Origin of the sequence: Pseudomonas sp. BNK-45, from assembly GCF_047456255.1 — a bacterium.
GTDB lineage: Bacteria > Pseudomonadota > Gammaproteobacteria > Pseudomonadales > Pseudomonadaceae > Aquipseudomonas.
Window position 1 is genome coordinate 298,559 of sequence record NZ_CP179909.1, and the last position, 20,646, is coordinate 319,204.

20 protein-coding genes are annotated in these 20,646 nt (G+C 66.8%); 17 read left to right on the forward strand and 3 right to left on the reverse strand.

Annotated features, from left to right (window positions below; genetic code table 11):
• The first annotated feature begins 4 nt into the window (after nt 1-4).
• From ACMGG8_RS01345 to ACMGG8_RS01420, 16 genes are all read left to right on the forward strand, one after another.
• The gene (locus ACMGG8_RS01345; RefSeq protein WP_060841866.1) at nt 5-739 is read left to right on the forward strand and encodes a glycosyltransferase family 2 protein; all 735 of its coding nucleotides are present in this window, start codon (nt 5-7) and stop codon (nt 737-739) included.
• Nucleotides 736-1,680, forward strand: coding sequence for a glycosyl transferase (locus tag ACMGG8_RS01350; RefSeq protein WP_060837184.1), 945 nt, complete (start codon nt 736-738; stop codon nt 1,678-1,680). Before ACMGG8_RS01345 ends, ACMGG8_RS01350 begins: the two co-directional genes overlap by 4 nt.
• Complete coding sequence (locus ACMGG8_RS01355; RefSeq protein ID WP_060837183.1) at nt 1,661-3,205, forward strand: HAL/PAL/TAL family ammonia-lyase; 1,545 nt, start codon at nt 1,661-1,663, stop codon at nt 3,203-3,205. The genes ACMGG8_RS01350 and ACMGG8_RS01355 overlap by 20 nt, the downstream gene beginning before the upstream one ends.
• The gene (locus tag ACMGG8_RS01360) at nt 3,198-3,623 is read left to right on the forward strand and encodes an acyl-CoA thioesterase (RefSeq protein WP_060837182.1); all 426 of its coding nucleotides are present in this window, start codon (nt 3,198-3,200) and stop codon (nt 3,621-3,623) included. Before ACMGG8_RS01355 ends, ACMGG8_RS01360 begins: the two co-directional genes overlap by 8 nt.
• Entirely contained in the window at nt 3,620-4,300 is a 681-nt protein-coding gene (locus ACMGG8_RS01365; RefSeq protein WP_060842273.1) for an outer membrane lipoprotein carrier protein LolA, read from the forward strand. Before ACMGG8_RS01360 ends, ACMGG8_RS01365 begins: the two co-directional genes overlap by 4 nt.
• Nucleotides 4,284-6,626 (forward strand): MMPL family transporter, encoded by a 2,343-nt coding sequence (locus ACMGG8_RS01370; RefSeq protein ID WP_414159046.1) that lies wholly within the window; start codon nt 4,284-4,286, stop codon nt 6,624-6,626. Before ACMGG8_RS01365 ends, ACMGG8_RS01370 begins: the two co-directional genes overlap by 17 nt.
• The gene (locus ACMGG8_RS01375; RefSeq protein ID WP_414159047.1) at nt 6,620-7,810 is read left to right on the forward strand and encodes a sodium:proton antiporter; all 1,191 of its coding nucleotides are present in this window, start codon (nt 6,620-6,622) and stop codon (nt 7,808-7,810) included. Before ACMGG8_RS01370 ends, ACMGG8_RS01375 begins: the two co-directional genes overlap by 7 nt.
• Nucleotides 7,797-9,044 carry an NAD(P)/FAD-dependent oxidoreductase gene (locus ACMGG8_RS01380; protein WP_414159048.1) on the forward strand — a complete coding sequence of 416 codons (1,248 nt, stop codon included), beginning with the start codon at nt 7,797-7,799 and terminating at the stop codon, nt 9,042-9,044. Before ACMGG8_RS01375 ends, ACMGG8_RS01380 begins: the two co-directional genes overlap by 14 nt.
• Nucleotides 9,041-9,802, forward strand: a complete 762-nt coding sequence (locus ACMGG8_RS01385) for a class I SAM-dependent methyltransferase (protein ID WP_414159049.1) — start codon at nt 9,041-9,043, stop codon at nt 9,800-9,802. Before ACMGG8_RS01380 ends, ACMGG8_RS01385 begins: the two co-directional genes overlap by 4 nt.
• Nucleotides 9,799-10,284 carry a DUF3261 domain-containing protein gene (locus ACMGG8_RS01390; RefSeq protein ID WP_060842268.1) on the forward strand — a complete coding sequence of 162 codons (486 nt, stop codon included), beginning with the start codon at nt 9,799-9,801 and terminating at the stop codon, nt 10,282-10,284. Before ACMGG8_RS01385 ends, ACMGG8_RS01390 begins: the two co-directional genes overlap by 4 nt.
• Nucleotides 10,281-11,477 carry a beta-ketoacyl-[acyl-carrier-protein] synthase family protein gene (locus tag ACMGG8_RS01395; RefSeq protein ID WP_414159050.1) on the forward strand — a complete coding sequence of 399 codons (1,197 nt, stop codon included), beginning with the start codon at nt 10,281-10,283 and terminating at the stop codon, nt 11,475-11,477. The genes ACMGG8_RS01390 and ACMGG8_RS01395 overlap by 4 nt, the downstream gene beginning before the upstream one ends.
• Nucleotides 11,474-11,947 carry a hotdog family protein gene (locus ACMGG8_RS01400; protein WP_060837174.1) on the forward strand — a complete coding sequence of 158 codons (474 nt, stop codon included), beginning with the start codon at nt 11,474-11,476 and terminating at the stop codon, nt 11,945-11,947. Before ACMGG8_RS01395 ends, ACMGG8_RS01400 begins: the two co-directional genes overlap by 4 nt.
• Nucleotides 11,944-12,672 carry a 3-oxoacyl-ACP reductase FabG gene (fabG, locus tag ACMGG8_RS01405; protein ID WP_060837173.1) on the forward strand — a complete coding sequence of 243 codons (729 nt, stop codon included), beginning with the start codon at nt 11,944-11,946 and terminating at the stop codon, nt 12,670-12,672. Before ACMGG8_RS01400 ends, fabG begins: the two co-directional genes overlap by 4 nt.
• Nucleotides 12,672-13,898, forward strand: a complete 1,227-nt coding sequence (locus ACMGG8_RS01410) for a beta-ketoacyl-ACP synthase (protein ID WP_060837172.1) — start codon at nt 12,672-12,674, stop codon at nt 13,896-13,898. Before fabG ends, ACMGG8_RS01410 begins: the two co-directional genes overlap by 1 nt.
• Nucleotides 13,899-13,923: 25 nt before the next feature.
• The gene (locus ACMGG8_RS01415) at nt 13,924-14,373 is read left to right on the forward strand and encodes a hypothetical protein (protein ID WP_414159051.1); all 450 of its coding nucleotides are present in this window, start codon (nt 13,924-13,926) and stop codon (nt 14,371-14,373) included.
• Nucleotides 14,374-14,436: 63 nt separating this feature from the next.
• Entirely contained in the window at nt 14,437-14,883 is a 447-nt protein-coding gene (locus tag ACMGG8_RS01420; protein ID WP_060837170.1) for a hypothetical protein, read from the forward strand.
• Nucleotides 14,884-15,028: 145 nt separating this feature from the next.
• On the opposite strand, the gene ACMGG8_RS01425 is transcribed toward ACMGG8_RS01420, so the two are convergent.
• On the reverse strand, nt 15,029-15,928 hold the full coding sequence (locus ACMGG8_RS01425; protein WP_060837169.1) for a LysR family transcriptional regulator: 900 nt from the start codon (nt 15,926-15,928) through the stop codon (nt 15,029-15,031).
• 122 nt (nt 15,929-16,050) lie between these two features.
• Here ACMGG8_RS01425 and ACMGG8_RS01430 point away from each other — a divergent pair, with 122 nt between their 5' ends.
• Nucleotides 16,051-17,310 (forward strand): MFS transporter, encoded by a 1,260-nt coding sequence (locus ACMGG8_RS01430; RefSeq protein ID WP_414159052.1) that lies wholly within the window; start codon nt 16,051-16,053, stop codon nt 17,308-17,310.
• Between the two features lie 581 nt (nt 17,311-17,891).
• Here ACMGG8_RS01430 and hemE read toward each other — a convergent pair.
• A complete protein-coding gene (gene hemE, locus ACMGG8_RS01435; RefSeq protein ID WP_060837167.1) occupies nt 17,892-18,959 on the reverse strand; it encodes a uroporphyrinogen decarboxylase in 1,068 nt (355 codons plus the stop codon).
• 217 nt (nt 18,960-19,176) lie between these two features.
• A complete protein-coding gene (locus ACMGG8_RS01440) occupies nt 19,177-20,595 on the reverse strand; it encodes an FAD-dependent oxidoreductase (RefSeq protein WP_016966156.1) in 1,419 nt (472 codons plus the stop codon).
• Nucleotides 20,596-20,646: the final 51 nt, after the last annotated feature.

Below are 20,646 nucleotides of genomic sequence, written 5' to 3' on the forward strand. Positions count from 1 at the left end.
GGCCATGCATAGGCCTTGTGCGGTGATTCCGGTGTACAACCATGAAACCGCCGTGCCCGCGGTGATCGATGCGCTCCTGGCCCGGGGCCTGCCCTGCGTGCTGGTGGACGATGCCAGCAGCCCGGCCTGTGCGGCGGTGCTGGAACAAATGGCCGGGCGCGAGCAGGTGTTCCTGATCCGCCTGGCGGTCAACCAGGGCAAGGGCGGCGCGGTCATGGCCGGCCTGCGCGAAGCCGCGCGGCTGGGCTTCAGCCACGCCCTGCAGGTGGACGCCGACGGCCAGCACGACCTCACGGATGTGGATCACTTCATCCAACGCTCCCAAGCCCATCCCGAAGCGCTGATCTGCGGTTATCCACAGTACGACGCCAGCGTGCCCAAGGGCCGCCTGTACGCCCGCTACCTGACCCATGTCTGGGTCTGGATCAACAGCCTGTCGCTGCAGATCCCGGATTCCATGTGCGGCTTCCGGGTCTATCCCCTGCCTGCGGCGCTGGCCCTGATCGACTCGGTGCAACTGGGCCGGCGCATGGACTTCGACCCGGAGATCCTGGTGCGCCTGTCCTGGCGCAACCAGCCCATGCACTGGCTGCCGACCCGGGTGCACTACCCGCAGGACGGCCTCTCGCACTTTCGCCTGTTCCACGACAACGCGCTGATTTCCAAGATGCACGCCAAGCTGTTCTGCGGCATGTTGGCGCGCCTGCCGCTGATCCTCTGGCGCCGGTGGCGCCCATGAGCCAGACGCCCCCCAACGAACACTGGGCCGAGCACCAGGAGCGCGGCAGCTTCTGGCTGATGAAGCTCACCGCCTTCGGCGTGCGGGTCCTGGGACGCCGCGTCCTGAGCCCGGTGCTGTACGTCATCGTGTTCTATTTCTTCCTGTTCGGCCGCCGCGCCCGGCGCAGCATCTGGCAGTACCAGCAGCGTCTGGCGCAATGGAGCGGGCGCGCAGAGTTGCGCCCCAGCCACGGGCGGGTGTTCGCTCAGTTCATGGCCTTTGCCGATGCCCTGCTGGACAAGCTCGACGTGTGGAACGGCAAGCTGCGCATCGAACAGATCGAGATCATCGACCCGGCGATGCTGCGCCACCAACTGCGCGGTGAACGCGGGCAACTGCTGGTGGGCGCGCACCTGGGCAACCTGGAAGTCTGCCGGGCCCTGGCCGAGCTGGGGGAGCAGGTGACCATGAACGTGCTGGTGCACACCAAGCACGCCGAACGCTTCAACCGCCTGCTGGGCGAAGCCGGGGCCAGCAACCTGCGGCTGATCCAGGTCAGCGAGCTGGACCCGGCGATCATGCTGCAACTGAGCCAGCGCCTGGATCGCGGCGAGTGGCTGGCGATTGCCGGCGACCGTGTGCCGCTGCACGGCGGGCGCAATGTGCGGGTGGATTTCCTCGGCCATCCGGCGGCCTTCCCCCAGGGCCCCTGGCTGCTGGCGGGGCTGCTCAAGTGCCCGGTCAACCTGCTGCTGTGCCTGAAACAGCAGGGCCGCTACCAGGTGACCCTGGAACCCTTCGCCGAGGCCGTGCAGTGGAAGCGCAACGACCGCCAGCAGGTGATCGCCCAGTGGACCGCCCGCTACGCCGAGCGCCTGGGCCAGTACTGCCTGCAGGCACCGCAACAATGGTTCAACTTTTACCCATTCTGGAAGACCGATGACGACCTCGACCCATGAGCCGGTAACCTTCGGCGAACACCCCCTGCGCATCGAAGACGTGCTGGCCCTGGCCAACCGCCAGGCGCCGACCCGCCTGCAAGACGACGCCGCCTGGCGCCAGCGGATCGCCAAGGGCGCGCAGTTCCTCGATTCCCTGCTGGACAAGGAAGGGGTGATCTATGGCGTGACCACCGGCTATGGCGACTCCTGCGTGGTGGCCGTGCCGCTGCAGCACGTCGAGGCCCTGCCCCGGCATCTGTACACCTTCCACGGCTGCGGCCTGGGCAAGCTGCTGGACGCCCAGGCCACCCGCGCGGTGCTGGCGGCGCGCTTGCAGTCGCTGTGCCACGGCGTGTCCGGGGTGCGGGTGGAACTGCTGGAACGCCTGCAGGCCTTCCTCGACCAGGACATCCTGCCGCTGATCCCCGAAGAGGGTTCGGTGGGCGCCAGCGGCGACCTGACGCCGCTGTCCTATGTGGCGGCGACCCTGTCCGGCGAACGCGAGGTGCTGTTCCGTGGCGAGCGTCGTGAGTCCGCCGACGTGCACCGCGAGCTGGGCTGGGAGCCCCTGGTGCTGCGGCCCAAGGAAGCCCTGGCGCTGATGAACGGCACCGCGGTGATGACCGGGCTGGCCTGCCTGGCCTTTGCCCGGGCCGACTACCTGCTGCGCCTGGCGACCCGCATCACCGCCCTCAACGTGGTGGCCCTGCAAGGCAACCCGGAGCACTTCGACGAGCGCCTGTTCGCCGCCAAGCCGCACCCGGGGCAGATGCAAGTGGCCGCGTGGCTGCGCCAGGACCTGGCGATCGATGCACCGACCGCGCCCCTGCACCGCCTGCAGGACCGCTACTCGCTGCGCTGCGCGCCCCACGTGCTCGGGGTGCTGGCCGACAGCCTGAACTGGCTGCGTAGCTTTATCGAAACCGAACTCAACAGCGCCAACGACAACCCGATCATCGACGCCGAAGCCGAGCGCGTGCTGCACGGCGGGCACTTCTATGGCGGCCACATCGCATTTGCCATGGACAGCCTGAAGAACCTGGTGGCCAACGTCGCCGACCTGCTGGACCGGCAACTGGCGCTGCTGGTGGACGTGCGCTACAACCACGGCCTGCCGAGCAACCTGTCCGGCGCCAGCGCCGAACGCGCCATGCTCAATCACGGCTTCAAGGCGGTGCAGATCGGCGCCAGCGCCTGGACCGCCGAAGCCCTGAAGAACACCCTGCCGGCCAGCGTGTTCTCGCGCTCCACCGAATGCCACAACCAGGACAAGGTGAGCATGGGCACCATCGCCGCCCGCGACGCGATCCGGGTGCTGGAACTGACCGAACAAGTGGCCGCCGCCACCTTGCTCGCGGCCAACCAGGGCGTCTGGCTGCGCCGCCAGGAAGCCGATGCCCGGCCGTTGCCGCCGGCCCTGGATGCCATGCACCGGCAACTGGCCGCGGACTTCCCACCGGTGATCGAGGACCGCGCCCTGGAGCGCGAACTGCGCCTGTGCCTGCAGCGCATCGCCGAACAACACTGGAGGCTGCATGCGTAGCAAGGGAGTGATCCACGCCGACACCCAGGTGCTGGTGCCGTTCTTCGACGTCGACACCATGCACGTCGTCTGGCACGGGCATTACGTCAAGTACCTGGAAGTGGCCCGCTGCGCCCTGCTGGACAAGCTCGGCCACAACTACAACCAGATGCTTGAATCCGGCTACGCCTGGCCGGTGATCGACCTGCAACTGCGCTACGTGCGCGGCGCGGTGTTCGGCCAGACCCTGAACGTGCGCGCCAGCCTGGTGGAGTGGGAGAACCGTCTGAAGATCAACTACCTGATCACCGACCTGGCCAGTGGCGAGCGCCTGACCCGCGCCAGCTCGGTGCAGGTGGCGGTGGAGATCGCCAGCCGGGAGATGCAGCTGGCCTCGCCCAAGGTCTTCACCGACGCCGTCGCGAGGGCCCTGCCGTGACCGTGGGAGCGAGCTTGCTCGCGAAGAGGGTCGGCCTGTCTGCCCAGTGCACGGCGCTGCGCACCGTGCTGCGGCGGTTCGCGAGCAAGCTCGCGCCTGCACTCTGGGTGCTGTGCTGTGTTCCGGGCCTGGCCCAGGCCTTCGACCTGCAACAGCTGAGCGATCAGCTGGCGCGGCCGGAGGTGATCCACGGCCGCTTCGTCCAGGAGAAACACCTGCGCGCCCTGCCCCAGCCGCTGACCAGCAAGGGCCACTTCGTCCTGGCGAAAAACCACGGCCTGCTGTGGCTGCTGCAAACCCCGCTGCAACAGGACTACCGCATCACCGCCCAGGGCATTGCCCGGCGCGATGCCGGCGGCTGGCAGATGCTCCCCGGCAAGAGCGCCGGGGCCGAGCAGAACCGCCTGTTCCTGGCCGTGCTGCAAGGCGACAGCAGCGGCCTGCAACGGGACTTCGAGCTCAAGCTGCAAGGCAGCGCCGAAGACTGGCACCTGCAGTTGATCCCCCGCTCCCTGCTGCTGAAACAGATCTTCAACCAGATCAACATCGACGGCGGCGCACTGGTGCAACGCATCGAACTGCTGGAAGCCCAGGGCGACCGCACCCTGCTGATCATGCAGGACAGCAGCAGCGCCGAGCCGCTGAGCGCGACGGAGCAACATGACTTTGCCGAGTGAACGCTGGCTGCCCCGTGCTTTCCTGATCCTGCTGCTGGCGGTGCTGGCCCTGGGGGCCTGGCAATGGCGCCACGGCGCGCCGCTGTCGGCCAACCTCATGGAACTGGTGCCCGGCACCGCTCCCGATGCCCTGGAGCTGCAGGCCGAACAACGCATGCAAGAGCCGCTGAACCGGGAAATCCTGGTGCTGGTGGGTCACGCCGAGCGCCCGCAGGCGCTGAACATGGCCCGCCAGTTGGCCGAGCAGTGGCAGGCCAGCGGGCTGTTCGACAAGGTGCAGTGGAACCTTGAGGCCGACCTGCCGGCCTTGCGCAAGCAATTGCTCCAAGGACGACTGGCGATGCTCGCGGCCAAGGACCGGGAGCAGTTGATCAACCAGCCCCAGGCGTTCATCGAGCAGCGGGTGCAAAGCCTGTTCGACCCCTTTGCCGGCTTCTCCCTGGTGCCGAGCCAGGATGACTGGCTGGGCCTGACCGGACGCATCCAGAACAGCCAGCCGCAACATGGCGCGGTGCAACTGGATATCGGCAGCGGCGCCCTGGTGGCCGAAGCCGAGGGCCGGCACTGGGTGCTGCTGCGGGCCCATACCCGCGGCAACGCGTTCGACATGCAGTTGCCCCTGCAAGTGGCCGAGCTGCTGCGCCACAGCCGGGAACAGGCAAGCCAGGGCGGGGTCCAGCTGCTGGCCGCCAGTGGCCTGCTGTACGCCGCCAACGGTCAGCAGCAGGCCAGCCGCGAGATCACCTGGGTCGGCGGTGGCGCGACCCTGGGAATCCTGTTGCTGCTGCTCCTGGCCTTCCGCCGCTGGCGGGCCTTGCTGGCCTTCGTTCCGGTGCTGGTGGGCATGCTGTTCGGCGCGGTGGCCTGTGTCGCCCTGTTCGGCCACATGCACGTGATGACCCTGGTGCTGGGGTCGAGCCTGATCGGCGTGGCCGTCGACTACCCGCTGCACTACCTGTCCAAGAGCTGGAGCCTGAAGCCCTGGCGCAGCTGGCCGGCCCTGCGCCTGACCCTGCCGGGGCTGAGCCTGAGCCTGATCACCAGTTGCATCGGTTACCTGGCCCTGGCCTGGACTCCGTTCCCGGCCCTGACCCAGATCGCCGCGTTCTCCGCCGCCGGCCTGCTGGGGGCCTACCTGTCCGCGGTGTGCCTGCTGCCGGCGCTGCTCAAGGGCGTCGAACTGCATCCGGCGCAATGGCCGCTGCGGGTCGCCGAAGCGTTGCTCAGGGTGCGTGAAGCGCTGCTCAAGCGTGTGCCGAGCCCGGCGCTGCTGGCCCTGTTGGCGCTGTTCTGCGCGGGCGGCCTGTGGCAACTGGAAAGCAAGAACGATATCCGCCAGTGGGTCGGCGCACCGCCGCAACTGCTGCAAGAGGCCCAGGCCATTGCCCGGATCACCGGCTATCAACCCACCAGCCAGTTCTTTCTGGTGCGCGCGGCCAGCCAGGAGCAATTGCTGCAACGTCTGGGCGCCCTGGACGAACGCCTGCAGCAACTGGTGAACCTGGGCAAGCTCAAGGGCTACCTGTCCCTGGAGCAACTGCTCAGCCAGGCCCGGGACCAGCAGCGGCTGCGCCAGGCGCTGCAGCAACTGCCGCAGTTCTGGCAGCCACTGCTGGCCCTGGGCGTGCCCCTGGAGGCGTTGCAGGCCGAGTTGCAGCAACTGCAGGAACTGCCGCCCAGCGATATCGACAGCGCCCTCAACGGCCCCCTGGCCGAACCCTATCGTCCATTGTGGCTGGGGCCCAATGCCGACGGCGTGGCCGCCATGGTCAGCCTGCAAGGGTTGAACGACGCCGCCCTGCTGCGGGTTCAGGCCGACGATCTGCCCGGGGTGCAACTGGTGGACCGCCTCGGTGAATTGAACCGGGTGTTCGCCGCGACCCAGGTCAGCGCCGCCGAACTCAAGCTGGCCTCCTGCGTGCTGATCGTGCTGCTGCTGATCCTGCCCTTCGGCTTCGGGGGCGCCTTGCGCCTGGTGGCGCTGCCGCTGCTGGCCGCCTTGTGCAGCCTGGCCAGCCTCGGCTGGCTGGGCCAGCCCCTGACCCTGTTCAGCCTGTTCGGCCTGTTGCTGGTGACGGCCATCAGTGTCGACTACGCGATCCTCATGCGCGAGCAGATCGGCGGTGCCGCGGTGAGCCTGTTGGGCACCCTGCTGGCGGCCCTGACCACCTGGCTGTCGTTCGGCCTGCTGGCGGTGTCCAGCACCCCGGCGGTGAGCAACTTCGGGCTGGCGGTGAGCCTGGGGCTGGCCTTCAGCTTTATCCTCGCGCCCTGGGCCGGCCACACGCCGCACCCGACGCCCGAGGCGGAGCGCGGCCCATGCTGATCCTGCTGTTCTGGCTGCTGGCCCTGGCCCTGTTCGCCCTGGCCACCTACATCGGGCGCCACCTGGGCCTGATTCCGATTGTCAGCCAACTGCTGCTGGCGACCTTCGGCCTGCCGTTACTGATGCTGCTATGGATCGAGCCGCACTGGCAGCTTGACGGCGCGCAACTGGTGGCGCCGCAGTGGCTCAAGCACCTGTACGGCCTGAGCTTCGCCCTGTTGCTGGGGCATATCCTCAGCGACGTGATCGACCTGCGCCTGGATCGCCAGAGCCTGAAGATCGCCGTGCCGAGCTTCGGCATTCCCTTCGCCTGCGGCCTGGCCACGGCCTTCTGGCTGCTGCCGGCGCAACCCTGGATCAGCTCCCTGGCGGTGGGCCTGCTGTTCGCCATCACGGCGATCCCGGTGCTCTACCTGTACCTGCGGCACATCCAGTACCCGCCCGCCGCCACCCGGCGCCTGGTGCAGACGGCGATTCTCATCGACCTGACCTGCTGGAGCCTGTTCGCCCTGGCCCAGGGCAGCCTGCACCTGAGCAGCCTGCTGCTGCCCCTGGCCGGCGCCTGCCTGCCGTTGCTGCTGCGTGGCCTGGGCCTGCGCCAGCCGCTGCTGCACAGCCTGGGGTTCTTCGGCCTGCTGGTGGTGGCCGAGCACTACAAGCTCAATGCGCTGATCTTCGGCATCGGCTACCTGCTGTGCATGGCCGCCCTCAAGCTGCCGCTGGTGCTGCCGTTAAAGGCTGCCTGGATGAACCGCTTGCAGAGCAGCATCGCCATCCCGCTGATCCTCACGTTCGGCATCGTGCAGATCAATGTGCACAGCGCCATGGACAGCCTCGGCTGGGTGCAACTGGCAGCGCTGCTGGTGCTGCCGATTGCCAGCAAGCTGCTGGGCAACTGGCTGGGCCTGCGCTGGGCCGGCGCCTCCTTCACGGGCGCCAGCCGCTGGCGGGAAAGCCTGCTGCTGAACATTCGCGGCTTGAGCGAGATCGTCTTTCTCAACCTGCTGCTGCAACAACAACTGATCAGCCCGGCGCTGTACTTCGCGCTGATGCTCATGGGCCTGATCGCCACCCTGCTGCCGGCCCTGGCCGGGATGCACCGAACGCCCCCGGCAGCGACCCACGCTGCCCCCTTGAATCTGAACATCGCCAAACCGGCAAGGAGCCCCAGTGCCAACAGTTGAAATGCAACGTCGCCAGGTCGTGGTGATCGGTGCCGGCCCCTCGGGGGCCATCGCGGCCGCGCTGCTCAAGCGCCAGGGCCACGACGTGCTGATCGTCGAGCGGCAACATTTCCCGCGTTTCTCCATCGGCGAAAGCCTGCTGTCCCACTGCCTGGATTTCGTCGAGGAAGCCGGGATGCTGGAGGCCGTGCAGGCCGCCGGGTTCCAGTTGAAAAACGGCGCGGCGTTCGCCTGGGGCGAGCACTACAGCACCTTCGATTTCGGCGACACCTTCAGCCACGGCAAGCCCACCACCTTCCAGGTGCAGCGCGCCGACTTCGACAAGCTGCTGGCCGATCAGGCGGCGCTGCAAGGGGTCGAGATCCGCTACGGCGAGGAGATCATCGCGGTGGACGTGGCGCGGCCGCTGCCGCAGCTCGACTGCCGTCGCGAGGACGGCAGCCAGTACCGCATCGAAGCCGACTTCATCCTCGACGCCAGCGGCTACGGCCGGGTGCTGCCGCGCCTGCTGGAGCTGGAGGCGCCGTCGAACTTCCCGGTACGCCGGGCGGTGTTCACCCATGTCGAAGACCGCATCGACTGCGAGCATTTCGACCGCAACAAGATCCTCATCACCACCCACCCGGAACACCGCGACATCTGGTTCTGGAGCATCCCCTTCAGCAACGGCCGCTGTTCGGTGGGCGTGGTGGCCGCCGATGAACACTTCGCCGGGCGCGATGGCGACCTGGACGCCTGCCTGCGCGGTTTCATCGAGCAAACCCCGAGCCTGGCCAGGGTCCTGGAAAACGCCGAATGGGACACCCCGGCGCGGACCATCGACGGCTACTCGGCCAACGTCACCACCCTGCACGGCCCTGGCTTCGCCCTGCTGGGCAATGCCGCGGAGTTCCTCGATCCGGTGTTCTCCTCCGGGGTGACCATCGCCATGCGCTCGTCGAGCATGGCCGCCGCCGTGCTGCACCGGCAGTTGCAGGGCGAAAGCGTCGACTGGGCGAGCGAGTTCGCCGAGCCGCTCAAGCGCGGCGTCGACACCTTCCGCTGCTACGTCGAGGGCTGGTACGCCGGCACCTTCCAGGACGTGATCTACCACCCGGGCAGCTCGCCGGAAATCCGCCGCATGATCAGTTCGATCCTCGCCGGTTACGCCTGGGATGAACGCAACCCCTTCGTCAGCGAGCCCAAGCGCCGGCTCAAGGCCCTGTCGGAAGTCTGCGCGAGGGACGTGGCATGAGCGAGCAAAGCGGCCAGTACCTGAGCCCCAGCTACGTCGAGGAAACCCGCTTCGGTTTCTGGTTCCTGCGCAGCCACACCTGGCAGCACCATGTGCTGCGGGTGGCGATCAACGACCTGCGCTCGCTGTTCGACGGCGAGCCGCCCGCCCATCCGGTGCTGCTGGATGCCGGCTGCGGCCAGGGCAAGTCGTTCCAGCACCTGCGCCAGGTGTTCGCCCCGCAGCGCCTGATCGGCATCGACGCCGACCCTCACAGCCTAAAGCTCAGCGCCGAAGAAGCCCGGCGCCAGCAATTGCAGGTGGAGCTGATCGGCAGCGACTGCGCGACCCTGCAACTGGCCGACGCCAGTGTCGACCTGCTGTTCTGCCACCAGACCTTCCATCACCTGGTGGAACAGGAAAAGGCCCTGGCCGAGTTCCACCGGGTGCTCAAGCCCGGGGGCTACCTGCTGTTCGCCGAATCCACCGAGGCCTACATCGATACCTGGGTGATCCGCTGGCTGTTCCGCCATCCGATGCATGTGCAGAAAAGCGCCGCCGAATATTTGCAGATGATTCGTCGGCAGGGCTTTGAATTCGGCCCGCAGAACGTGTCTTATCCCTACCTGTGGTGGAGCCGCGCCAAGGACTTCGGCCTGCTGGAGCGCCTCGGTCTGCGCCAGCCGCCGCCGGTGGGCCAACGCGAGGAAACCCTGGTCAACGTGGTGGCGCGCAAGCCTCTGGATGCCAGCGTTGCCGGGGCAGGTGAGTCGGCATGATCCGCGCTCTGCTGCTCGGTTGTGTCCTGTTGCTGAGCGCTTGCGTCAGTCAGGCTCCGCTGCCCGAGCGCATGCCCACCCTGGCGTTGCCATTGCAGCTGCATGTCGAGCGCCAGGCCGACGGACAACGCCAGGACTGGCTGCTGGTGATCCAGGCCGAAGGCCCGGACCTGCGCTGGTCGCTGATGGACCCCCTGGGCATCCCCCAGGCCCGCCAGCGCCTGGTGGCCGGCCACTGGCAGGCCGACGGTCTGCTGCCGCCCAACCCGGAAGCTCGGGAGCTGTTCGCCGCCTTGCTGTTCGCCCTCACCCCCAAGGCCGAACTGCGGGCCAACTACCCCGGCGCCCTTGAGCAAGGCACTCGACGCACCCTCGGCCCACGCTGGCGGATTGACTATCAACAACCTCTGGATTTCGAGTTGAACCTGCCCCAAGGCCCGCATTACCACATCAGCCCACTGAGCACCGGGGGCATGCCATGACGGCCTACCTCAATGCCCTCGGAGTGATCTGCGCCCTGGGGCGCAATCGCCGGGAAGTCGCCCGCAGCCTGTGGGCCGGGGACTGCTCGGGCCTGCGCGCCGAAAGCCACTGGGTACCCGACCGCAGCCTGCCGGTGGCGGCGGTGCGCGGCGCGCTGGCCAGCATGCCCGCCGGGCTGCAGGCGCAGAGCAGCCGCAACAACCAGCTGTTGCTGGAGGCCACGCTGCAGATCGAGGACGACATCCGCCAGGCGATCCGGCGCTACGGCCGCGGCCGCATCGGCATCGTCCTGGGCACCAGCACCTCGGGCATCGACGAGGCCAGCCGCGGCATTGCCCGCTATCTGCAGGACCGGCAATTCCCGGCGGACTACGACTACCGCCAGCAGGAACTCAGCGCGCCGGCCAACTTTCTTGCCGACTGGCTGCAACTGTGCGGCCCGGCCTATGTGATTTCCACCGCCTGCACCTCCAGCGCCCGGGCCCTGATCAGCGCCCGGCGCCTGCTGGACCTGGGCCTGTGCGACGCCGTGCTGTGCGGCGGGGTCGACAGCCTGTGCAAGCTCACCCTGAACGGCTTCAGCGCCCTGGAAGCGGTGTCCGGGCAGCGCTGCAATCCGTTCTCGCGCAACCGTGACGGGATCAACATCGGCGAGGCGGCAGTGCTGTTCCTGATGAGCAGGGAGGCCGCCGGCGCCGCCCCTGTGGCCCTGCTCGGCGGTGGCGCCAGCTCCGATGCCTACCATATTTCCGCCCCGGCCCCCGATGGCCGCGGTGCCTTGCAGGCCATGAGCCTGGCGCTGCGCAGCGCCGGCCTGCAGCCGCAGCAGATCGACTACCTGAACCTGCACGGCACCGCCACCCAGCACAACGACGCCATGGAAAGCCTGGCGGTGGCCCAGCTGTTCCCCGAGGGCCTGCCCTGCTCCTCGACCAAGCCGATGAGCGGCCACACCCTGGGCGCCGCCGGAGCCCTGGAAGCGGCGTTCTGCTGGCTGGCCCTGAGTGCCGACAACCCCGACCAGGCGCTGCCGCCCCATGTCTGGGACGGCGCGGCCGACCCGGCCCTGCCGCCCCTGCACTGGGTGACCCCGGCCGACCGCCTGGCGGCGCATTCACCACGCCACCTGATGAGCAACTCCTTCGCCTTCGGTGGCAACAATGTCAGCCTGATAATCGGAGACGCCCCATGATCGACTGGCCGCTCGCCGAACTGCTGCCCCACGCCGGGGACATGATCCTCATCGATCAGGTCCTGGACTTTGATGAAGAACAGATCCGCACCCGCCTCCAGGTTCGCCCCGGTGGCCTGTTCAATCGCCCCGACGGCAGCCTGCCGGCCTGGGTCGGGATCGAGCTGATGGCCCAGAGCGTGGCCGCCTACGCCGGCTGTCGCGCGCGCCAGCAAGGCCTGCCGGTGGAGCTGGGCTTTTTGCTGGGCACTCGCAAGTTCGAATGCAATGTCGAGCACTTCCCGGTCGACAGCCTGCTGGAGATCCACGCCCTGCGCTCCCTCGAAGACGACAACGGCATGGGCGTGTTCGAATGCCACCTCAGCGGCCCCGGCATTGCCGCCACGGCGCGCCTGAACGTGTACCGTCCGCCCCAGGCCGCCGACTATCTGCATGAAACACCTGCCTCTTCTACAGGAACTCCCTCATGACTGACTCCGTACTGGTCACCGGCTCCAGCCGTGGCATCGGCCGTGCCATCGCCCTGCGTCTGGCCCGGGCCGGTTATGACCTGGTGCTGCACTGCCGCAGCGGCCGCAGCGAAGCCGAAGCCGTCAAGGGCGAGATCGAAGCCCTGGGCCGCGGCGCCCGCATCCTGCAATTCGATGTATCGGACCGAGAGGCCTGCCGGACCGCCCTGGAGGCCGACGTCGAAGCCCATGGCGCCTATTACGGCGTGGTACTCAATGCCGGGCTGACCCGCGACGGCGCCTTCCCGGCCCTCAGCGAAGACGACTGGGATCAGGTGCTGCGCACCAACCTCGACGGTTTCTACAACGTCCTGCACCCGGTGATGATGCCGATGATCCGCCGCCGCGCCGCCGGACGCATTGTCTGCATCACCTCGGTGTCGGGGCTGATCGGCAACCGCGGCCAGGTCAACTACAGCGCCTCCAAGGCCGGCCTGATCGGCGCCGCCAAGGCCCTGGCCATCGAGCTGGGCAAGCGCAAGATCACCGTCAACTGCGTGGCCCCGGGGCTGATCGACACCGCCATGCTCGATGAGAACGTGCCGGTGGACGAGCTGATGAAGATGATTCCCGCCCAGCGCATGGGCACCCCGGAAGAGGTGGCCGGGGCGGTGAACTTCCTGATGTCCGCCGAGGCCGCCTACATCACCCGCCAGGTGCTGGCGGTGAACGGGGGCCTGTGCTGATGAAACGCGTGGTCGTCACCGGCATGGCCGGCATCACCTCCCTGGGCAGCGACTGGGCCAGCATCGCCGAGCGCTTTGCCGCCAACCGCAGCGGCATCCGGCGCATGGACGAATGGGACCGCTTCAGCGAACTCAACACCCGCCTGGCCGGCCCCATCGATGACTTCCAGGTGCCGGGGCACTGGACCCGCAAGCAACTGCGCAGCATGGGCCGGGTTTCGCGGCTGGCGGTCGGTGCCGCCGAGCAGGCCCTGGCCGATGCCGGGCTGCTGGGCGACCCGTCGATCAAGGACGGGCGCATGGGGGTGGCCTGCGGCTCTTCCACCGGCAGCACCGACGAGATCAAGGCCTTCGGCAACATGCTGCTGAACTCGGTGGCCGAAGGGCTCAACGCCAACTCCTACGTGCGCATGATGCCCCACACCACCGCGGCCAATATCAGCATTTTCTTCGGCCTGACCGGGCGCCTGATTCCCACCTCCAGCGCCTGCACCAGCGGCAGCCAGGGCATCGGCTATGCCTACGAAGCGATCAAGTTCGGCCGTCTGCCGCTGATGCTCGCCGGCGGCGCCGAAGAGCTGTGCCCCACCGAAGCCATGGTGTTCGACGCGCTCTACGCCACCAGCCTGAAAAACGATGCGCCCCACACCAGCCCCCGGCCCTACGACACCGACCGCGACGGCCTGGTGATCGGTGAAGGCGGCGGCATGCTGGTGCTCGAAGAGCTGGAACACGCCCTGGCCCGGGGCGCGCGGATTCACGCGGAAATCGTCGGCTTCGGCAGCAACGCCGACGGCCAGCACACCACCCGTCCCGAGCAGAGCACCATGCGCCGGGCCATGGAGCTGGCGCTGGAAGACGCGGCCCTGGCCCCCTCGGCCATCGGCTACGTCAACGGCCATGGCACCGCCACCGAGCAGGGCGATATCGCCGAGACCCTGGCCACCAACAGCCTGTTCGGCAGCCGCATGCCCATCAGTTCGCAGAAGAGTTTTCTCGGCCACACCCTGGGCGCCTGCGGCGCGCTGGAATCCTGGTTCAGCATCGAGATGCTCAACCGCGACCTGTACGTGCACACCTGCAACCTGGACCAGGTCGACCCACGCTGCGGCGAGCTGGACTACCTGCAGGACGGCTTCCGGGCCATGAGCCACGAATTCGTGATGAACAACAACTTTGCCTTTGGCGGGGTCAACACCTCGTTGATCTTCCGCCGCTGGCCTTAACGCCCAACCCCACTGGAGAAATGGAATGTCCTCCCTGTTTCGCACGACGCTGATCCTCCTGGCCCTGCTGAGCACGGCCGCCTGCACCAGCAAACCGATGTACACCCCGAACCGGGTGATCCCGACCACCATCCAGGCCAGCCAGGAGCAGGTCAAACAGGCGATCCTGAAGAACCTGGTGGCCCGCAAGTGGACCGTGCAGCGCATCAGCCCGGAGCTGATCCAGGCCGAGATCACCGTGCGCGGGCAGTTCCACGCCGAGATCGATATTCCGTACAGCGCCAGCGCCTACAAGATCGTCTACCGCGACAGCCGCGACCTGGACTACAAGGACGGCAAGATCCACAAGAACTACATCCGCTGGGTGCGCCTGCTGGACAAGGGCATCCTGCGCGAGCTGCGGGACAACCAGAACGAGCGGACCGCGCAACAACTGTCAGACGCTGCGACCAAGAGCTTCCCGGCCGGCCAATGATCATCCCCCTGTGACCCCGGTCACCGGGCTGCTTTGCCCCCTTTTCAAGTCAAGGAGACTGCGATGCGTTTGAAGACCCTGGCGGCAACCGCCACCCTGCTGCTGTGCACCCTGCCCGGCGTCAGCCAGGCCCGCGACACCACCCTGTTCCTGCCGTTCGACAAGGTGGTCGCCGAGGCCATCAGCACCGGCAAGATCGACGGCAGCGTGAAGTTCTACCTGGCGGGCAACAAGCCGGCCGGCAAGGTCAGCGTGCTCAGCCCGGGCGCGGTGACCAACAAGAAGACCAACGCCTTCGGCAAGGCCGATCAGGTGGCCTGCGAGTGGGCCCTGCAATCGGCGCTGATCACCCTGCATGAAGCGGCGAAGAAAGTCGGGGCCAACGCCGTGACCGACATCGCCAGCTTCTACAAGAGCCGTGAGCGCAAGGACGCCAGCACCTATGAGTGCCATGCCGGCGCCATCATGGCGGGCGTGGCGCTGCGCGGGGATCTGTCCAAGGTTCAGTGAACCGTTGCGGACCGCGAAGGGCGCCTTGGGGCGCCCTTTTTTGTGGGCGTGCCTCTAGCCGGTAGCCTTCACTTCCGCCTGGGACCCGAGTGTGCAGGACAACGCGCGGATAACCCCTGCGTGACCAGCGCCGGCACGCCCAGACTCAGGACGCGGCCCCGGTCTTGCGCGTCAGGAGTTCGACAAAGGCCCTGGCCATAGGTGAGCACTGATCCTTGCGCTGCACCAGCCACACCGCGGTCATGGCTTCGGGGTCCAGCAGCCGGCGGTAGACCACGCCGTCGATGCGCATGCGCTGGTAGGACGCCGGCAGCACCGAAACACCGAGGCCCGCCGCCACCAGGCCGATGATGGTCATGGCTTCCGCCGCCTCCTGGGCAAAATGCGGGGTGAAGCCGGCGTCCCGGGACAGGCTGAGCAATTGGGCATACAGGCCGCTGCCGTAGCTGCGGGGGAAGAACACAAAGGGCTCCTGGGCCAGCGCCGCCAGGTGCAGCCCCTCTTCAGTGCCGCCTGCCAGCGGGTGCTTGGAACTGAGCACCGCCACCAGCGGCTCGCGCAGCAGCTCCACCACCGACAGCGAGTCCGGCAACGGCAGGGGCCGCATGATACCGACCTGGATCGACTGGTCCACCAGCGCCTCGGCCACCTGGGTGCTGCTCATTTCCTTGAGCTTGAGGTGCACCGCCGCAAAGCGCTGGCGAAAGGCGAAGATCGCTTGGGGAATGGTCGAGTTGAACGGCGCCGACGAGGTGAAGCCGATCTTCAGTTCCCCCAGCTCACCCAATTGCGCGCGCCGGGCCACGTCCGCCGCCTTGTCCACCTGGGCCAGCACCAGGCGCGCCTCTTCGAGGAACAGGCGTCCGGCTTCGCTGAGCTCGACCCGACGATTGGTGCGCTCGAACAGGCGGGCGCCCACCTCCTGCTCCAGGGCCTGGATCTGCTGGCTCAGCGGTGGCTGGGAAATGCCCAGGACCTGGGCTGCGCGGCCGAAATGCAGCTCTTCGGCGACGGCGATGAAGTAGCGCAAGTGACGCAATTCCATGGGGCGGCTCCATTGAGTCGTTAAAGCTATCAAACAGGTCGAACAATATATTGGAAAGGAACATTAGCCAGCTATATGCTTTTTTCCATTGCCTGACCGGCTGCGCTCCCCCCGAGGTTCCCGTGAAAATCGCTGTCGCCCCCCTTGCCCACGAAATCCCCTCCACGTCCGCGGACGAGGTGCTCGCCCAGCTCAACGAGGTGTACATCGAAAAAGGCACGCCGCTGTTCATGCGCACGGTGCTGGCGTTGTTCTCCGGGGGCTTTGCCACCTTCGCCCTGCTGTATTGCGTGCAACCGATGATGCCGCTGCTGTCCACGGAGTTTTCCATCAATGCGGCCCAGAGCAGCCTGATCCTCTCGGTCGCCACCGGCATGCTGGCCATCGGTCTGTTGATCACCGGGCCGATTTCCGACCGCATCGGCCGCAAGCCGGTGATGCTCGCCGCCCTGCTGGCCGCCGCCCTGTGCACCATCGCCAGTGCGCTGATGCCCAGCTGGCACGGGGTGCTGCTGATGCGGGCGCTGGTGGGGCTGTCCCTGAGCGGGCTGGCGGCAGTGGCCATGACCTACCTGAGCGAAGAGATCCACCCTCAGCACATCGGCCTGGCCATGGGCCTGTACATCGGCGGCAACGCCATTGGCGGCATGAGCGGACGACTGATCACCGGGGTGCTGATCGATTTTGTCAGCTGGCACACGGCGATGCTGGTGATTGGCGGCCTGGCCCTGCTGGCGGCGGCCGTGTTCTGGCGCATCCTGCCGGAGTCGCGCAACTTCCGCCCGCGCTCGCTGCACCCGCGCAGCCTGCTGGACGGCTTTACCATGCACTTTCGCGACGCCGGCCTGCCCTGGCTGTTTCTCGAAGCCTTCCTGCTGATGGGGGCCTTCGTCACCCTGTTCAACTACATCGGCTATCGCCTGCTGGCCGAGCCCTATCACCTGAGCCAGGCCCTGGTCGGCCTGCTGTCGGTGGTCTACCTGTCGGGCATCTACAGCTCGGCGAAGATCGGTGCCCTGGCCGACCAGTTGGGCCGGCGCCGGGTGCTGTGGGGCACCATCGTGCTGATGCTCGCGGGCATTGCCCTGACCCTGCTCGCCCCACTGGCCCTGGTGCTGGTCGGAATGTTGCTGTTCACCTTCGGCTTCTTCGGCGCCCACTCGGTGGCCAGCAGCTGGATCGGCCGCCGCGCCACCAAGGCCAAGGGCCAGGCCTCTTCGTTGTACCTGTTCAGCTACTACGCCGGGTCGAGCATTGCCGGCACCGCGGGCGGGGTGTTCTGGCACCTGGCGGGGTGGAACGGCATTGGCCTGTTCATCGGCACCCTGTTGCTCGGGGCACTGCTGATTGCCATGAAACTGGCGAAACTCCCGCCGTTGTGACGCCTGGCCTGTGTGCAGGCGTTCGTCAGGCAGGTGCAGGTCTTCTAGGGCCCTTTCGCCAGCAAGCCGGCTCCTACACGGATCGGGTCTGTGCAGACGGGCCCTTGTGGGAGCTGGCTTGCCAGCGAAGGCGGCCACCAGGCAGGCGCAAGTCTCAAGGGCCTATTCGCCGGCAAGCCGGCTCCTACACGGATCGGGTCTGTGCCGGCGGGCCCTTGTAGGAGCTGGCTTGCCAGCGAAGGCGGCCACCAGGCAGGCGCAAGTCTCAAGGGCCTATTCGCCGGCAAGCCGGCTCCTACACGGATCGGGTCTGTGCCGGCGGGCCCTTGTAGGAGCTGGCTTGCCAGCGAAGGCGACCGCCAGGCAGGTGCAGGGCTCGAGGGCCTATTCGCTGGCAAGCCGGCTACTACACGGATTGGGTCTGTGCCGGCAGGCCCTTGTGGGAGCTGGCTTGCCAGCGAAGGCGGCCACCAGACAGGTGCAGGTCTCGAGGGCCTATTCGCCAGCAAGCTGGCTCCTACAAAAAAGTGTTCGCCAATGAAAACGCCCGGCAGGTGCCGGGCGTTTGTATGGGGTGACGCTTATGCGTGGTATTGCGCCGACAACTCGTGCACCGCTTCCAGGAAGGCCCCGGCGTGCTCCGGCTTCACTTCCGGGGTGATGCCGTGGCCCAGGTTGAACACATGGCCGCTGCCCTGGCCATAGCTGGCGAGGATACGCGCGACTTCGCCACGGATCGCCTGCGGGTTGGCGTAGAGCACGGTGGGGTCCATGTTGCCTTGCAGGGCGACCTTGCTGCCGACGCGGCGGCGGGCTTCGCCGAGGTCGCAGGTCCAGTCCAGGCCCAGGGCATCGGCGCCGGCATCGGCAATGCTTTCCAGCCACAGGCCGCCGCCCTTGGTGAACAGGATCACCGGCACCTTGCGCCCGTCGTGCTCGCGGATCAGGCCGCTGACGATCTTGCGCATGTAGGCCAGGGAGAACTCCTGATAGGCCGCCGCCGAGAGGCTGCCGCCCCAGCTGTCGAAAATCTGCACCGCCTGGGCACCGGCCAGGATCTGCCCGTTGAGGTAGGAGGTGACCGACTGCGCCAGCTTGTCCAGCAGCAGGTGCATGGCTTGCGGGTTGTCGTAGAGCATGGCCTTGGACTTGCGGAAGTCTTTCGACGAACCGCCTTCGACCATGTAGGTGGCCAGGGTCCAGGGGCTGCCGGCAAAACCGATCAACGGCACGCGGCCATTGAGTTCGCGACGAATGGTGCTGACCGCATCCATCACGTAACCCAGGTCCTTTTGCGGATCGGGAATCGGCAGGGCTTCGATGTCGGCCAGGGTGCTGACCACTTTCTTGAAGCGCGGGCCTTCGCCGGTCTCGAAGTACAGGCCTTGGCCCATGGCGTCGGGAATGGTCAGGATGTCGGAGAAGAGGATCGCCGCATCCAGCTGGGGATAGCGGTCCAGAGGCTGCAGGGTGACTTCGCAGGCGAACGCCGGGTTCATGCACAGGCTCATGAAGTCACCGGCATTGGCACGGCTGGCGCGGTATTCAGGCAAGTAGCGCCCAGCCTGACGCATCATCCACACCGGGGTGACGTCTACGGGTTGCTTGAGCAGGGCACGAAGGAAACGGTCGTTCTTCAGGGCAGTCATGTCGGCATCCGGAAAAAAAGTGGGGGCATTTTCTCAGAGCCGGGCATAAAAGGCACGGCAAGAGCCGTTTCTTTATGTCTATGAGGTCAATTTGTCGCGCCACAACCTACGTACCTGTAGGAGCGAGCTTGCTCGCGATGGGGGCGCATCAGGCAACATCGGTGGTTGGCTGATACACCGCTATCGCGAGCAAGCTCGCTCCTACAAGGGATGGCGGTCAGACGCCCAGGTAGTCGAGGATGCCTTCGGCGGCGTTGCGCCCTTCGAAGATCGCCGTCACCACGAGATCAGAACCACGCACCATGTCGCCACCGGCGAAGATCTTCGGGTTGCTGGTCTGGTGCTTGTACTGACCTTGTTCAGGTGCAACGACCCGGCCCTGGCTGTCGGTCTGGATCTGGAACTGCTCGAACCACGGCGCCGGGCTCGGGCGGAAACCGAAGGCGATGACCACGGCGTCGGCCGGGATGATCTCCTCGGAACCGGGGATCGGCTCGGGGCTGCGGCGGCCACGGGCGTCCGGTTCGCCGAGACGGGTCTCGACCACCTTCACACCTTCGACCTTGTCTTCACCGACAATCGCGATCGGCTGGCGGTTGTAGAGAAATTTCACGCCTTCTTCCTTGGCGTTCTTCACCTCTTTGCGCGAGCCGGGCATGTTGGCTTCGTCACGGCGGTAGGCGCAGGTCACCGACTTGGCGCCCTGGCGAATCGAAGTGCGGTTGCAGTCCATCGCGGTGTCGCCACCGCCCAGCACCACCACCTTCTTGCCCTTCATGTCGACGAAGTCTTCCGGCGACTTTTCAAAGCCCAGGTTGCGGTTGACGTTGGCGATCAGGAAGTCCAGGGCGTCATACACCCCCGGCAAGTCCTCGCCGGCAAAGCCGCCCTTCATGTAGGTGTAGGTGCCCATGCCCATGAACACCGCGTCGTATTCGGCGAGCAGTTGCTCCATGGTCACGTCCTTGCCCACCTCGGTGTTGAGGCGGAACTCGATGCCCATGCCGCTGAAGACTTCGCGACGATTGCTCAGCACGGTCTTTTCCAGCTTGAACTCGGGGATGCCGAAGGTCAGCAGACCGCCGATTTCCGGGTTCTTGTCGAACACCACCGGGGTCACCCCGCCGCGCACCAGCACGTCGGCGCAGCCCAGGCCCGCCGGGCCTGCGCCGATGATCGCCACGCGCTTGCCGGTGGGCTTGACCTTGGACATGTCCGGGCGCCAGCCCATGGCGAAGGCGGTGTCGGTGATGTACTTCTCCACCGAACCGATGGTCACCGCGCCGAAGCCGTCGTTGAGGGTGCAGGCACCCTCGCACAACCGGTCCTGCGGGCAGACCCGGCCGCAGACTTCCGGCAGGGTGTTGGTCTGGTGCGACAGCTCGGCGGCGGCGAGGATGTTGCCCTCGGCCACCAGCTTGAGCCAGTTGGGAATGAAGTTGTGCACCGGGCACTTCCATTCGCAGTACGGGTTGCCGCAACCCAGGCAGCGGTGGGCCTGGTCGGCCGACTGCTGGGGTTTGAAGGGCTCGTAGATTTCCACGAACTCTTTCTTGCGCTGACGCAACAGTTTCTTCTTCGGATCCTTGCGCCCGACATCGATGAACTGGAAGTCGTTATTCAGACGTTCAGCCATTTTCAAAAACCTCTATACAGCAGCTGCAAGCTCTAAGCTGCAAGCCGCAAG